Below are 14,013 nucleotides of genomic sequence, written 5' to 3' on the forward strand. Positions count from 1 at the left end.
CGCCCATTCAACATCGCGAAACCCGAAAACCCCGAGAACAGACTCATGTGGAATTTCCATAACCCGGTCGCCATCCACGCCGGCGCCGGCAGCCTCGCCACCCTGCCGCACCTGCTGGCCGGCCGGCGCGCCATCCTGATCACCTTTCCCGAGGCCGCCGCGCTGGGCCTGGAGCAGGCCATCGCCGCCCTGCTCGGGCCGCAGCTGGTGGCCATCGAAAACAACGTGCAGCCCAATCCCGACGTCGCCTGGCTGGGCGCGATGCACGAGCGCCTCTGGCAGCAGCACCCCGACGTCCCCTGCCTGATCGCGCTGGGCGGCGGCAGCGTCATCGACTGTGCCAAGGCCATGCTGGCGCCCACACCCTCGGGCCGCTTCGAGGAACTGCTCACCCATCTGCGCCAGGACAGCGCCTTCCAGCCCGACCCCGCCCGCATCAAGACGCTCATCGCCATTCCCACCACCGCCGGCACCGGCAGCGAAGTCACGCCCTGGGCCACCCTGTGGGATGCGGCAGGCGGTCACAAGTATTCCCTGCATCGTCCCTGGACCTGGCCCGAAGCCGCCCTCATCGATGCCGAACTGATGCGCAGCCTGCCCCCGGCCGCCACCCTGGCCAGCGCCCTGGACGCGCTGTCGCACGCCCTGGAGGCGATCTGGAACCGCCACCGCAACCCGGTCTCCTCGACCCTGGCCGCCAGTGCCGCGCGCAGCATCCTCGCCACATTGCCGGCCCTCATGCGTCAGCCCGACGCACTGGCCCTGCGCGAGCAGATGGCAGTGGCGGCGCTACAGGCCGGCCTGGCCTTTTCCAATACCCGCACCGCCCTGGCGCACTCGCTGTCCTATGACATCACGCTGCGGCAAGGGGTGGTCCACGGCATCGCCTGCTCGTTCTCGCTGCCGCACATCCTGCGCCTGGCGCTGGGCCGCGATGCGTCCGTGGATGCGCTGCTGCTGGACATCTTCGACGCCAGCGACGCCCACCAGGCCGTGGCCCGGCTCACCGCCTTCCTGGAAGCGCTGGGCGTGTCCACCGACCCGGCCCGCTATGGCCTGGGTGAAGGCGAGCGCTGGGACGCCGCCCTGCAGCAGGCCCTGCAAGGCCCACGTGGTCGCAACTTCATCGCTGCAGCCCCCTGACCGGCACGCCCCGATCGACAAGACAGCCCACCCAACACTGCACATCGCCATCCGACAAGGAGAATATTCATGCACACCACCCCGCAGCCCGGCCGCAACCTGCAAGCCGTCATCTTCGACTGGGCCGGCACGCTGGTCGATTTCGGCTCCCTGGCGCCGACCCAGATCTTCGTGGACGCCTTCAAGAGCTTCGACATCGAGATCACCCTGCAACAGGCACGCGGCCCCATGGGCCTGTCCAAGTGGCAGCACATCCGCGTACTGCTGGACGACGCCGACATCGCCGCCCAATGGCAGCGCCACGCCGGCCGCCCGGCCAGCGATGCCGATGTCGACGCCATCTATGCCCGCTTCATGCCCATGCAGATCGCCAAGGTCGGCCAGTATTCGCAACCCATCGAGGGCGCGGCCCAGGTGCTGGCCTGGCTGCGTGGACAGGGCCTCAAGATCGGCTCCTGCTCCGGTTATCCGCGCCAGGTGCTCGACGTGCTGCTGCCGCTGGCAGCCGAACAGGGCATCCGCCCCGACCACGTGGTGGCCGGCGACGAACTGCAGGCCGGCGGCCGCCCCGGCCCCTACATGGCGCTGGCCAACATGTTGGCGCTGAAGATCGATGACGTCGCCGGCTGCATCAAGGTAGACGACACCGTACCCGGTATCGAGGAAGGTCTGCGCGCCGGCATGTGGAGCGTGGGGGTGTCGCTGTCGGGCAATGAAGTGGGACTTACCCAGGCAGAACTGCTCACCCGGACGCCGTCCGAAGTGACGCACCTGAAGCAACAGGCCGAAGCGCGCCTGCGCGCAGCCGGCGCCCACTATGTGATCGATTCGGTGGCGACGCTGCCGGAGGTGGTGGCCCACATCCGCGCCCGCCTGGCCAGCGGCGAACGTCCCTGAAGCCGAGTCTCCGAGGCCCCCGGATCAGCTGCGCGGCTTGCGCGCCCGGGGGCTGGTCGCGGCCGCCTTCTTCGGCGCCGCGCTGCGCTTGGCGGGAGCGGCCTTGGCCGCTGCGGTGGCTGGCTTGACCACCTTGGCGGGCTTCACAGGCTTGGCCACTGCAGCGGGCGCCTTGCGGGTGCTCTTGCGCGGCGTCGCCGGGGCCTTGCGTGATGATGCAGTGGCACGATCGCCCCCATCGTCCGCATCGGCCGCATCGGCATCAACCGTGATCTCGTCACGGGCCTCACCGATGGCCGTGGTCAGCTTGCGCGCCAGCGCGATCACCTTGCCGGGATCGACGTCCAGCGTGCCGATCAGCAGCTCGATGATTTCCGAGCGCGGGTTGGCCAGCGTCGGCTCGATCATCATCACCGCCGCCGACAAGGCCAGCGCCCGTTCGCGGCTGGCGCGGTCGGGCAGCATCTGCTGCAGGGCATTCAGGGCTTCCACCGGCGCCACGGCGGTCACGCGCGCCTGCTCCTTCAACAGTTGCACCCAGTTGGTCTGGGGCGACACGCTGGCATGCATGCCCGGCAGCTGCGCCAGCAGGCGCGCCAGGCGCAGGCTGCGCCGCTCGAACACGCCCACCGAGATCATCCCGGCGATGACGATGCGGCACACCGCCTCGGCAAAGCCGCCATTGGCGATGTCCCCGATGACGGCGCTGCGATAACGTCCCAGTTCTTCCTGCGCCCAGCGCTGGGCGACCTCGGCATCGGCCTCGCGTGGCGGCAACACGGCGCCCAACCCGTTGGGGCCGAACACCTGGCGCGTCATGCGTACCGTGCGCGCATCGCGCTGGTCACGCCAGGCATTGAGTTCATCGGTGATCTTCTGCGCCATGCGCTGCTCGTAGCGCTTCAGCGGATGCTGGGCATCCAGCTGCACCCGCCGGGCCCGCGCCTGCGCGGCCTGCTGGCGGATGAACGACGCCGCCGGGTGTGCATCCGAAAACAGTTGGCGCTGCATGCGCAGCGGGTTCAGGCGCATCAACGCATTGGCGCTTTCGCGGGTGGCCGTCATGCGCACCCAGGGGCGTACCCAGGTCTTGTAGAACTGCGCATTGATCTGCGACCACTGGCTCACCGTCGAGAAGACGGATTCCTCCTCGCGCCCCTCGGGATTGAGCCGGCGCAAATCGTCCATGGTGCGGTGCTGGTATTGCACGGTATAGTCGCCCGGCTCCAGCGCGTCCCAGCGCTGCGCCTGCTGGCCATCCTTGCGCTCCAGCTTCATCTCGTACAGGCCCGGTGGCAGGCTTTCGATCACGTCCAGCGAGCTCACCAGCTGGTCGTGTTCCTTCAGCGCCACCGATCCCCCCACGAAGATGCCCAGGTGGCCCACGCTCTCATGCAACACGTAGATGATGGTGCGCCCGGCAGCAGCGATGGCGCGCTCGTCGCCCCAGGTATCGATGATCCAGTTCAGGGCCTGCGGCGGCGGCGTGATGTTGTCGCCCCAGGAGGCGAAGACCACGATGGGCGCCACGATGTCGCGCAGGTTCACCGCCTTGCCGCGCACCTCCAGCTCGCCCCGCGCCAGCTTGTTGCCGACGAACAGGTTCTCGGTGATGGCCTCGATCTCGGCCCCGGTCATGCGGAAGAAGCCACCCCACCAGCGTTCGAACTCCAGGAAGCGCGGCGCCTCCTGATCGACCCCGGCCCACAGGTTGTAATACTTGTTCCAGAAGGTATTGGCCGGGTTGAGCTTCTCGAAATTCTCCACCAGGCTGGCGCCATCGAAGCGGTCCGCCCCGAGATCGGCCGCCAGCGAAGCCAGCCAGGTACCGCCCAGCGTGGCGCCGCTGTAGCGCATGGGATTCAAGGTGGAGCTGCCGGCCCAGTAGGAAGCGGGCGCGCCCACCATCATCAGCGGGCCAAACAGTTCCGGCCGCACCGCGTCCAGCGTCATCATGGCCCAGCCGGCCTGGCAATTGCCGATCACCACCGGCTTGGCCGCACATTGCGGATGACGGCGGATCACCTCTTCCAGGAAGCGCGCCTCGGCCTCCATCACGGTGACCAGGGTCTGGCCATCCTCCGGCTCCGGCCGGAAGGTCACGAAATAGACCGGATGCCCGGCCTTCATCGCCATGCCCACCTCGGAATCGAACTTGAAACCGCCAATCCCGGGGCCATGCCCGGCCCGGGGGTCGACCACCACCACCGGCCGCGCTGCAGGATCGACCGGCAGCTCCGGCGGTGGTTGCAGCAATAACAAGGCGTAGTTGCAGGGTGCCGGCAGGTCTTTTCCGTCCAGCACCAGGGTATGGTCGAACTTCAGCAGCGGCGGCGTCCCCTGCTCCAGGTGTTCCAGGTAATCATTGCCCCGATCCAGCAGGGTATCGAGGAAGAGGAAACTGCGCTGCACGCAGTCCTCCACATAGGCCTGCACATCGCCCCAGGCCAGGGCTGGCACGGCTGCAGTATCGGCTGCAGTATCGGCTGAAGCACTGGCTGCAGTACCGGCGGCGGCATCAGGGTGAAGGGATCCAGCGTTCTTGCGACTTGCCATGGACTCGCTCCCGGAGGGGGTTCAGAGGGGTAACCAGTCCATCATACGGAGAAAGGTGAAAGCAAATCGTCCGATCTCTGAGACAATAAAACCGCTTTTCCCTGCTTTGGCCCAGCCGGCACAACAAAATCATTGCGTGGAGGAATTCTCATGGAGCTCAAGAGCCTGGTGGACCAGCCCGGCAAGTTGCCGACCGTTCCCAAGGTGGTGCAGCAACTGATGGCCAGTTTCAATGCCGAGGACGTCTCGGCTCAGGACATCGCCCAGCAGATCGCCGCCGATCCGGCGCTCACCGCCAAGGTGCTGCGGCTGGCCAATTCGGCCTTCTTCCACGCCTCGCGCACCATCGGCACCGTCGACGACGCGCTGCGCATGCTGGGTTTCATCATGGTGCGCAACCTGGTGCTGGGCAACGGCATGGTGGCCGCCTTCAAGAACACGCGGGGCATGGACCTGCACCAGTTCTGGCTGCACACCCTCTATACCGCCGTCGCCGCCCGCTGGCTGGCCATGCACGCCGGTCATGCCGGCGAAGACAATGGCGACGCCGTCTTCACGGTCGCCATGATGCATGGCATCGGCCAGTTGCAACTGCACGCTGTGGCCGCAGCAGCGGTGGCGCCCCTGGACAAGCAATGCAATGTGCTCGACGCCGACCGCGCCGAACGGGAGAAAGCCGCCTGGGGCTTCCACTACGCCGATGTCTCGGCCGAACTGGCCACCCTCTGGCACTTCCCCGACGCCATGACCACCGCCCTGCGCAGCATTCCCGATCCCCTGGCCGCAGGTCGCCTGGAGCGCGCCGCCGCCTGGGTCCACCTGGGTGCCTGGGCGGCCCGGGTGGAGGTGCTTGCGCTGGATGACGCCACGGCCCTGGCCAGCTATCCCGCTGCGCTGGCCAAAAAACTGGGCGTGGACCCGGCATGGCGCCCGGTGCTGGTGAAAAATGCACCCGACCTGGCCGGGCGTGCCATGCCCTCCTTCAGCGAGCTGTCGGCCGGGCTGGACGCCATGCTGGAATAAGGCCGTCACCATGGAAACCTTCATCGGCCTGGTGCTGGGCCTGCTACGCCATCTGGCCTTCAATGCCGTCTTCTACGCCATCGGCTGCGGCCTGCTCAAGCTGGTCACGCTGGGCCGCTACCCGCGCCTGACGCCGCTGCGCGGCGAACACTGGCGCCACCAGGTGCAGGACGTCGACCTGGTCACCCTGCTGGGCTTGCTGGCCACGGTAGCGCTGCTGATCCTGATGGCGCATTGGCTGGGCTGACCCGCTTCGGGCCGCTGCCTGCAGCGACATCAGGTCGCACAGATGCTGCAGCTATGTCCCTTGCAGTTGTGCAGCACGCTGCTGCGTCCCGCCCCGGCATGGGTACCGGGGCCGGTGGCCCCCTGACCGGCCAGTTGTTCGGCGCCGTTGCGCGGTTGCCAGCGATACCTGACCTGCAGCCCCACATGGCCACCGGTGAGCATGGGCGCGGCCGCCGTCGGCTGATTGCAATAGGGACAGCTGGTGTCGCCATGCAAGGCCTGCAGGGGAATCAGTCGTTCGAAGATGCCGTCGCAATGGCTGCAACGAATGTCGTACAAGGGCATGTCCCCTCCTGAAGAATCCCGACCCGAAAAGACCCGACCGGAAAGACCTCCGGCCGGGAACACACTACGCACAACGAAGCCTCAGGCGTCAGCCCTTGCGCCCCCAATAGGACTTGTCGTTCAACATGCCTTTGGGCGTGATGTCCTGATCGAAGATCGAGGTCGGCAGGGCCACCGTGCAGGCGCAGTTGGGGATATCGACGATGCCGCCGATGCGCCCTTCCACCGGCGCAGCCGTGAGCAGCATGTAGGCCTGGCTGCCGGTGTAGCCGAAGTGGGTCAGGTAGTCGATGGCCTTGAGGCAGGCCTGGCGATAGGCCACGGTGGCGTCGAGGTAGTAGTTCACGCCGTTTTCCACGCTGATGCCCTCGAAGGTCAGCCACTGCTCGTAATGCGGCTTGACGATGCTGGGCATGAAGATGGGCGACGTGATGTTGTACTTCGCCATGCCACCCTTGATGAGGTCGAAGCCGACGTGGCTCACGCCATCCATCTCGATGGCACCACAGAAGCCGATCTCGCCATCGCCCTGCGAAAAGTGCAGGTCACCCATCGAGAAACCGGCCCCCTTCACATACACCGGGAAGAAGATGCGCGTACCGGCCGACAGGTCCTTGATATCGGTATTGCCGCCATGCTCGCGCGGCGGCACGGTGCGTGCAGCAACCTTGGCCATCTCGTCGAACTTGGCGCCGGTCAGGCCACGCAGCACGGCGGTGCTCGGATCGGGCGGCTTGGCCAGGCCCTTGGCGGCCAGCGGTGCCTCGCGGCGGTTCCATTCGGCCAGCAGCTCATGCGACGGCAGGCAGCCCATCAGGCCCGGGTGGGTCAGGCCGGCGATGCGCACGCCCGGGATGTGACGCGAAGTGGCGTACAGGCCCTTCAGGTCCCAGATGGCCTTGTCGGCCTCGGGGAAGTAATCGGCCAGGAAGCCGCCGCCGTTTTCCTTGGAGAACACGCCCGAAAAACCGACCGGCGTCACCGGCTTGATGTCCAGCAGGTCGATCACCAGCAGGTCACCCGGTTCGGCGCCTTCGACGTGGAAGGGACCGGTCAGCGGGTGGGCGCGGGTCAGGTCGACATTCTTGACGTCGGAGACGTCATCGGTGTCCTTGATCTGGGCATCCAGGAAGTCCAGCGACTCGATCAGGATGGATTCACCGGGCTTGACCGAGGCCAGGAACGGCAGGTCCGGGTGCCAGCGGTTGTGGCCCAGTTCAGGCTGCTCTGCCAGCGGGACGCCGGGCTTGATCTTGAAGTGTTGCATGCGATCTCCTTGGTGGTGGATAGGTTCGTGACTTGTTGCCAGCGTGCATTGCTGCTGCCGTTCGTCCTGAGTAGCCGCAACGCGGCGTATCGAAGGCGCGCCAGCGGTTGGCGAGCGGCATTTGCATCCCTTCGGCAAGCTCAGGACAGGCTTCGATACGACCCTTCGGGTCTACTCAGTCCGAACGGACATCAGCTTGCCAACCCGAATGACTTGTCAAGCTGCTGGTTCGGTAGGAATCCCCGGCATCGGACATTCAGGCGTGCCGGCGCTGTTGCGGGTAAGCGCCTCGACCTGGGCGCGGGCGGCCTGCGGGTCATTGACCCAGGTGCGATAGAAATCGAAGGGGCACTCGGCCACGCCGGCCGGTGATTCGCCCGAATTGATCTTGCCGGTATAGCCCCGGTGCAGCAGCTTGTAGAGGTGGTTCTGCGATTGCCAGTTGCGGCGCGCATCGCGGATGGCGCCGATGGACAGCTCGGCATACTGGATGCCCATTTCCTCGGTGCCGCATTCGCCCAGCGTGCGGCCGTCGAAACCAACGATGGCCGAGTGGCCGAAGTAGGAATACACGCCGTCGAAGCCGGCCGCATTGGCCACCGCCACATAGAGGTTGTTCATCCAGGCCATGGCCTTGGAGACCATGATCTGCTGTTCCTTGGCCGGGTACATGTAGCCCTGGCAACGCACCACCAGTTCCGCGCCCTTCATGGCGCAGTCGCGCCAGATTTCGGGATAGTTGCCGTCGTCGCAGATGATCAGGCTCACCTTCAAGCCCTTGGGACCATCGCAGACATAGGTCGTGTCGCCCGGATACCAGCCCTCGATGGGCGTCCAGGGCATGATCTTGCGGTACTTCTGCACGATCTCGCCCTGGTCGTTGATGAAGATGAGCGTGTTGTACGGTACCTTGCGCGGATGCTCTTCATGACGTTCACCCGTCAGCGAAAACACGCCCCACACACCGGCGATGCGGCAGGCCTCCGAGAAGATGGCGGTCTCCTCGCCCGGGATGGTGGCGGCGGTCTCGAACATCTCGTCGCGGTCATACATGATGCCGTGGGTGGAATACTCCGGGAACACCACCAGGTCCAGCCCCGGCAGGCCCTGCTTCATGCCCACCAGCATGGCGGCGATCTTCCTGGCGTTTTCCAGCACCTCGCCGCGCGTATGCAGGCGTGGCATCTTGTAGTTGACCACCGCCACGCCGACGGCATCCTTGCTGCTTGAAATGTCTCCGTGTCTCATGGGCTTTCTCCTTCTCGCAAACAGGTGAATTCAGACCGACAGGTACTTGCTGATGGTGGGCGCATCGACATTGGCGCGCGTGTCTTCATAGACGAAGCGTCCCTTGTCGATCACCAGGAAACGGTCGGCAATCTCCAGCGTGAAGCTCAACACCTGCTCCGAGACCACGATGGTGAGCGCGCGAATCTTGCGGATTTCCTTCAAGCTCCTGGCGATGTCCTTGATGATGGAAGGCTGGATGCCCTCGGTCGGCTCATCCAGCAACAGCACCCGGGGATTGGTGGCCAGCGCCCGCGCAATGGCCAGTTGCTGCTGCTGGCCGCCGGAGAGGTTGCCGCCCTTGCGGGTGCGCATGTCGTAGAGCACCGGGAAGAGCGAATACAGCTCGTCCGGCACCTTGCCCTTAGCCGAAGCCGGCAGGCCGGTCTGGATGTTTTCCAGCACCGTCATGTGCGAAAAGATCATCCGCCCCTGCGGCACATAGGCCACGCCGCGCTCCACACGCTGGTGGCTTTCCAGGGCGCCCAGTTCGACGCCGTCGATGCTGATGCTGCCGCCGCGCAGCGGCAGGATGCCCATCAGGGTCTTGAACAGCGTGGTCTTGCCCATGCCGTTGCGGCCCATGACGGCGACGATTTCTTCCTTGGCCACCGACAGGTCGACGTCGTGGATGACCTTGCTCTGGCCGTAGCCGGAGGCGAGTTGCGAGACTTTGAACATGGCAGGCTCCGGGTTGGGTAGGCGTTCAGTGACCGAGATAGACATCGATCACCTTGGGATCGGATTGCACCTTCTCCATGCTGCCCTCGGCCAGGATTTTTCCCTGGTGCAGCACGGTCACCTTGTGGGCGATGCTCTTGACGAAATCCATGTCGTGCTCGATCACCACCACCGAACGGCCCTGGCTGATGCGGCCCAGCAGTTCGGCGGTCTTTTCGCGCTCGGACACGCTCATGCCGGCCACCGGCTCGTCCAGCATCAGCAGTTCGGGCTCCTGCATCAGCAGCATGCCGATCTCCAGCCACTGCTTCTGCCCGTGCGAGAGCAGGTCGGCCTGGGTGTGCAGCTGCTGGTCGAGGAAGATCTCGGCGGCCACCGCCTCCACCCGCGCCACCACGTCCGGCGAGCGCTGGAAGGTCAGCGCGCCGAACACCTTGCGGCCACGCGGGAAGGACATTTCCAGGTTCTCGAAGACGCTGAGGTTTTCGTAGATGGACGGCGTCTGGAACTTGCGCCCCACCCCCGCCCGCACGATGGCGTGCTCGCTCATCTTCGTCAGCTCATGGCTGTTGAACTTGATGCTGCCGGAGGTGGCGCGGGTCTTGCCGCAGATCAGGTCCAGCACGGTGGTCTTGCCGGCACCGTTGGGGCCGATCACCACGCGCACCTCGTTGCGCTGCACGTAGAGATTGAGGCCGTCCACTGCCTTGAAACCGTCGAAGGACACCGTCAAATCTTCGATGGCCAGGACCGGATGGGCATCCGATTCGAAACCGATGGGGTTCTCGCTCATTTGCTGGCCTCCAGGGTGGCGCCGGGCTCGATGCCGTCGCGCTTGGGTTCAGGGGTGGATGGACGGGTCGTCGCGACATTCGTGACAGTCGGGGCCGCAGCGGGGGCGACAGTTGGTGCCACCGCCGCCGGCTTGGGCTCGCCCCGCAGCCGCGCCATCAGCCGCTTGCCCTGGGTCTGCCAGAGACCGGCCAAGCCATTGGGGAAGTACATCACCACCGCGATGAAGAGGCCGCCCATCAGGAACAGCCACAGCTCGGGGAAGGTCTCGGAAAAATAGGTCTTGCCGAAGTTCACCAGCAGCGTGCCGTACACCGCGCCCAGCAGCGACATGCGACCACCGACAGCGGCATAGATCACCATCTCGATGGACGGTACGATGCCCACGAAGGAGGGCGACATGAAGCCCACCTGCAGCGTGAACATGGCCCCGCCGATGGCCGAGAACATGGCCGCCGCGCAGAACACGAAGACCTTGAAGCTGGCCACGTCATAGCCCGAGAAGCGCACCCGCTCCTCCTTGTCGCGCATGGCCACCAGCAGGCGCCCCAGCTTGGAGCCCAGCACATAGCGGCCGAACAGGATGCAGCCGAACAGCAAGGCGGCATTGACGAAGTACAGCACCAGCTTGGCATGGTCGGTACGGATGTCCCAGCCCATCAGGGTCTTCAGGTCGGTGATGCCGTTGACGCCGCCAGTGAGACCCTGCTGGCCAATGATGAGGATGGAGAGGATGGCCGCGATGGCTTGCGTGACGATGGAGAAATACACATCCCCCACCCGGCGCTTGAACATGGCCAGGCCGATCAGCATGGCCAGGATGGTCGGCACCAGCAGCACCGCCAGCACGGTGAAGGTAAAGCTGTGGAAGGGCTCCCACATGGCCGGCAAGGCGGTGATCTGGTTCCAGTCCATGAAGTCGGGAATGCCCGGCGTGGACTGGATCTTGGTGCTGATGGGGTCGGAGGCTTCGAGTTTCAGGAACATGGCCATGCAATAGCCGCCCAGGCCGAAGAACACCCCCTGGCCGAGGCTCAGGATGCCGCCATAGCCCCAGCACAGCACCAGGCCCACCGCCACGAAGGCATAGGACAGGTACTTGCCCACAAGATTGAGGCGGAACATGTCCAGCGTCAGCGGAAACACCACCAGCAACAGCACCGCCATCACCAGCAGGCCCACCGCCCCGGAGCGCCCGCCCAACAGTTTTTCATAGGCTGCATGCATCATCGGACCTCGCACGGGTTGTTGGAGAAAGAGAAGCCGGCCATCACTTGCGCACCTTGGCCGAGAACAGGCCCTGCGGACGCAGCATCAGGATCAGGATCACTGCCGAGAGCGTGAGCACCTTGGCCATGGAACCGGTCAGGAAGAACTCCGCCGTGGACTGCGTCTGGGCAATCGAGAAGGCCGAGGCGATGGTGCCGATCAGGCTTTGCGCGCCGCCGAAGACCACCACCAGGAAGGTATCGACGATGTACAGCGAACCGCTGGTGGGACCGGTGGAACCGATGGTGGTGAAGGCCGCCCCGGCCACGCCGGCCACCCCGCAACCGAGCGCAAAGGTGGTGCGATCAACCTTGCGGGTATTGATGCCGACCGCCCCGCTCATGACCCGGTTCTGCATCGTGGCGCGCACCTGCAGGCCCCAGCGCGAACGGAACAGCAGCACGAAGATGGCCCCCGTCAGCAGCACGGTGATGCCCATCATGAACAGGCCATTGATGGGAATGTCGATGGCGTCGGTCGGCTTGAAGGAGCCCATCAGCCAGTCCGGCAGGGTGGCACTGACTTCCTTGGCGCCGAAGATGGAGCGGAAGGTCTGCTGCATCGCCAGCGACAGGCCCCAGGTGGCCAGCAGCGTATCGAGCGGGCGCTTGTAGAGGCGGCTGATCAGCAGCAGTTCGGTCAGGTAGCCCACGCCATAGGCCACCGCGAAGGACAGCACGATGGCCACGAAGAAGTAGATCGGCTGCAAGGCCGGCGCATAGGTGGTGGTGAGATGCGACAGCAGATAGGTGATGTAGGCACCGATGGTGAGGAATTCACCGTGGGCCATGTTGATCACGCCCATCTGCCCGAAGATGATGGCCAGGCCCAGCGCCATCAGCAACAGGACGCAGAACACCGAGAGGCCATTGAAGCCCTGCATGGCGAAGATGGCGCCGAATTCGGATAGAGAAACCATGTTGACTCCCGATGGGCAAGGATGAATTGACCGAATTGACCGGTAAGGGGCGGCAGCGCCCGCATGTCACTACAGACGCCGCCGCTTTGCTACGCAGTGAAGAGACGCCTACTGCTTACTGGTAACCCTTGGGGAAGGGATTCGGTTCGATCAGGTCGGACTCATAGACCACTTTGAACTGGCCATCCTTCTGCGCTTCGCCGATGCGGGTCTTGCTCCACAGGTGGTGGTTCTCGTGGACCTTGACGTAGCCTTCCGGCGCGGTCTTGAGTTCGATGCCCGGGGAGGCGGCCACCACCTTGTCGACGTCGAAGCTGCCGGCCTTCTCCACCGCCGCCTTCCACAACCAGGGGCCGAGGTAGGCGGCCTGGGTGACGTCGCCGATGACCGAATTGGCGCCGAACTTGGCCTTGAATTCGGCCACGAATTTCTTGTTGTTGGCGTTGTCCAGGCTCTGGAAATACTTCATGGAAGCGAAGAAGCCCTCCACGTTCTCGCCGCCAATGCCCAGCATTTCATCTTCGGTGACCGAGATGGTCAGCAGGTTCTGGGTCTTGGCGGTGACGCCGGCCGCCTTCAACTGCTTGTAGAAGGCGACGTTGGAGCCGCCCACCACGTCGGCGAAGATGACGTCGGGTTTCTTCAGCTTGATCTTGTTGATCAGCGAGCCGAACTGGGTATTGCCCAGCGGATAGTATTCCTCGCCCACCACCGAGCCCTTGAGCACGTTCTCGATGTGCTTGCGGGCGATCTTGTTGGAGGTGCGCGGCCAGATGTAGTCCGAGCCGACCAGGAAGAAGGTCTTGGCCTTCTTTTCCTTGGCCACCCAGTTCAGGCCCGCCAGCACCTGTTGCGTCGCCTCCTGCCCGGTATAGAAGACGTTCTTGGACTGCTCCAGGCCTTCGTAGAAGGTCGGGTAGTAGAGCAGGCCGTTGTCCTTCTCGAACACCGGCAGCACCGCCTTGCGCGAGGCCGAGGTCCAGCAGCCGAAGACGGCCGCCACGCGGTCGTTCTCCAGCAGCTTCTTGGCCTTTTCGGCGAAGGTCGGCCAGTCGCTGGCGCCGTCTTCCTGGATGATCTTGATCTTGCGACCGAGGATGCCGCCCATGGCATTGATCTGGTCGATGGCCAGGCGCTCGGCCTGGATCGACCCGGTCTCGCTGATGGCCATGGTGCCGGTGGCCGAGTGCAGCTGGCCCACGGTGACCTCGGTGTCGGTGATGGCCAACTTGGTGGTATTGACCTTGGCGGTCGGATACTGCTGGGCCGAGGCCATGCCCGGCAGGGCGGCTGCGGCAGCACCGGCGGCCAGGCCCATGAGGACCTTGCGGCGCGGCAGCGAGGGCGGATTGGAAGACGAGGAATGCGACATGCGGTACTCCTTTCGGTCGTTGTTGTTGGATGCCGGCCGGGCAAACGTGGCGTCGTGCAGAAAAAAAAGCCGGTAAAAAACGGAAAAGTGAACAAACGAGGGAAAGGCCCGCCACTGGCGTGGCATTCAGGAAAAAGTCTCCTGACAGATATGAATATTCCTTCAAGCCCGCCTTTAGCTGCGCTGGCCCTGCCCTTCGTTCTGGGAGGCAGAATAGGATCGGCGGTGCAGCGC

At 64.8% G+C, this 14,013-nt stretch carries 13 protein-coding genes; 4 read left to right on the top strand and 9 right to left on the bottom strand.

The genetic code is table 11. The features are described 5' to 3' along the window. Positions 1 to 45: 45 nt before the first annotated feature. Positions 46 to 1,143, top strand: a complete 1,098-nt coding sequence (psrA, locus tag HWE04_RS04295; RefSeq protein ID WP_241811620.1) for an iron-containing alcohol dehydrogenase PsrA — start codon at positions 46 to 48, stop codon at positions 1,141 to 1,143. A 69-nt stretch (positions 1,144 to 1,212) separates the two neighbouring features. Next, on the top strand, positions 1,213 to 2,040 hold the full coding sequence (phnX, locus tag HWE04_RS04300) for a phosphonoacetaldehyde hydrolase (RefSeq protein WP_241811621.1): 828 nt from the start codon (positions 1,213 to 1,215) through the stop codon (positions 2,038 to 2,040). Between the two features lie 24 nt (positions 2,041 to 2,064). On the opposite strand, the gene HWE04_RS04305 is transcribed toward phnX, so the two are convergent. Then, the gene (locus HWE04_RS04305) at positions 2,065 to 4,596 is read right to left on the bottom strand and encodes a DUF3141 domain-containing protein (protein ID WP_241811622.1); all 2,532 of its coding nucleotides are present in this window, start codon (positions 4,594 to 4,596) and stop codon (positions 2,065 to 2,067) included. A gap of 150 nt (positions 4,597 to 4,746) precedes the next feature. Between HWE04_RS04305 and HWE04_RS04310 the strand changes: the two genes are divergently transcribed. Next, positions 4,747 to 5,619 (top strand): HDOD domain-containing protein, encoded by an 873-nt coding sequence (locus tag HWE04_RS04310; protein ID WP_241811623.1) that lies wholly within the window; start codon positions 4,747 to 4,749, stop codon positions 5,617 to 5,619. 10 nt (positions 5,620 to 5,629) lie between these two features. Then, positions 5,630 to 5,866, top strand: coding sequence for a hypothetical protein (locus HWE04_RS04315; RefSeq protein WP_241811624.1), 237 nt, complete (start codon positions 5,630 to 5,632; stop codon positions 5,864 to 5,866). Positions 5,867 to 5,895: 29 nt separating this feature from the next. Here HWE04_RS04315 and HWE04_RS04320 read toward each other — a convergent pair whose 3' ends face one another. The 8 genes from HWE04_RS04320 to urtA form a co-directional block, all read right to left on the bottom strand. After that, positions 5,896 to 6,192 carry an FmdB family zinc ribbon protein gene (locus tag HWE04_RS04320; protein WP_241811625.1) on the bottom strand — a complete coding sequence of 99 codons (297 nt, stop codon included), beginning with the start codon at positions 6,190 to 6,192 and terminating at the stop codon, positions 5,896 to 5,898. An 88-nt stretch (positions 6,193 to 6,280) separates the two neighbouring features. Further along, positions 6,281 to 7,459 (bottom strand): formamidase, encoded by a 1,179-nt coding sequence (gene fmdA, locus HWE04_RS04325; protein ID WP_006713014.1) that lies wholly within the window; start codon positions 7,457 to 7,459, stop codon positions 6,281 to 6,283. A 216-nt stretch (positions 7,460 to 7,675) separates the two neighbouring features. Beyond that, positions 7,676 to 8,707, bottom strand: coding sequence for an aliphatic amidase (locus HWE04_RS04330; protein ID WP_241811626.1), 1,032 nt, complete (start codon positions 8,705 to 8,707; stop codon positions 7,676 to 7,678). Between the two features lie 30 nt (positions 8,708 to 8,737). Continuing rightward, entirely contained in the window at positions 8,738 to 9,427 is a 690-nt protein-coding gene (urtE, locus tag HWE04_RS04335; RefSeq protein ID WP_198980812.1) for an urea ABC transporter ATP-binding subunit UrtE, read from the bottom strand. Between the two features lie 25 nt (positions 9,428 to 9,452). Continuing rightward, a complete protein-coding gene (gene urtD / locus HWE04_RS04340) occupies positions 9,453 to 10,220 on the bottom strand; it encodes an urea ABC transporter ATP-binding protein UrtD (RefSeq protein ID WP_006713018.1) in 768 nt (255 codons plus the stop codon). Then, complete coding sequence (urtC, locus tag HWE04_RS04345; protein ID WP_241811846.1) at positions 10,217 to 11,446, bottom strand: urea ABC transporter permease subunit UrtC; 1,230 nt, start codon at positions 11,444 to 11,446, stop codon at positions 10,217 to 10,219. The genes urtD and urtC overlap by 4 nt, the downstream gene beginning before the upstream one ends. Before the next feature lie 43 nt (positions 11,447 to 11,489). Beyond that, on the bottom strand, positions 11,490 to 12,407 hold the full coding sequence (gene urtB, locus HWE04_RS04350) for an urea ABC transporter permease subunit UrtB (RefSeq protein WP_006713022.1): 918 nt from the start codon (positions 12,405 to 12,407) through the stop codon (positions 11,490 to 11,492). Positions 12,408 to 12,522: 115 nt separating this feature from the next. Continuing rightward, on the bottom strand, positions 12,523 to 13,779 hold the full coding sequence (gene urtA, locus HWE04_RS04355) for an urea ABC transporter substrate-binding protein (protein ID WP_077236840.1): 1,257 nt from the start codon (positions 13,777 to 13,779) through the stop codon (positions 12,523 to 12,525). Between the last annotated feature and the right edge of the window lie 234 nt (positions 13,780 to 14,013).

Origin of the sequence: Herbaspirillum sp. C7C2 (assembly GCF_022627865.1) — a bacterium.
GTDB lineage: Bacteria > Pseudomonadota > Gammaproteobacteria > Burkholderiales > Burkholderiaceae_D > Herbaspirillum > Herbaspirillum frisingense.

Excerpts from the sequence above, each read along its gene's own strand:
- psrA (WP_241811620.1), top strand. The coding sequence starts at position 46 with ATGTGGAATTTCCATAACCCGGTCGCCATCCACGCCGGCGCCGGCAGC.
- phnX (WP_241811621.1), top strand. The coding sequence starts at position 1,213 with ATGCACACCACCCCGCAGCCCGGCCGCAACCTGCAAGCCGTCATCTTC.
- HWE04_RS04305 (WP_241811622.1), bottom strand. The coding sequence starts at position 4,596 with ATGGCAAGTCGCAAGAACGCTGGATCCCTTCACCCTGATGCCGCCGCC.
- HWE04_RS04310 (WP_241811623.1), top strand. The coding sequence starts at position 4,747 with ATGGAGCTCAAGAGCCTGGTGGACCAGCCCGGCAAGTTGCCGACCGTT.
- HWE04_RS04315 (WP_241811624.1), top strand. The coding sequence starts at position 5,630 with ATGGAAACCTTCATCGGCCTGGTGCTGGGCCTGCTACGCCATCTGGCC.
- HWE04_RS04320 (WP_241811625.1), bottom strand. The coding sequence starts at position 6,192 with ATGCCCTTGTACGACATTCGTTGCAGCCATTGCGACGGCATCTTCGAA.
- fmdA (WP_006713014.1), bottom strand. The coding sequence starts at position 7,459 with ATGCAACACTTCAAGATCAAGCCCGGCGTCCCGCTGGCAGAGCAGCCT.
- HWE04_RS04330 (WP_241811626.1), bottom strand. The coding sequence starts at position 8,707 with ATGAGACACGGAGACATTTCAAGCAGCAAGGATGCCGTCGGCGTGGCG.
- urtE (WP_198980812.1), bottom strand. The coding sequence starts at position 9,427 with ATGTTCAAAGTCTCGCAACTCGCCTCCGGCTACGGCCAGAGCAAGGTC.
- urtD (WP_006713018.1), bottom strand. The coding sequence starts at position 10,220 with ATGAGCGAGAACCCCATCGGTTTCGAATCGGATGCCCATCCGGTCCTG.
- urtC (WP_241811846.1), bottom strand. The coding sequence starts at position 11,446 with ATGCATGCAGCCTATGAAAAACTGTTGGGCGGGCGCTCCGGGGCGGTG.
- urtB (WP_006713022.1), bottom strand. The coding sequence starts at position 12,407 with ATGGTTTCTCTATCCGAATTCGGCGCCATCTTCGCCATGCAGGGCTTC.
- urtA (WP_077236840.1), bottom strand. The coding sequence starts at position 13,779 with ATGTCGCATTCCTCGTCTTCCAATCCGCCCTCGCTGCCGCGCCGCAAG.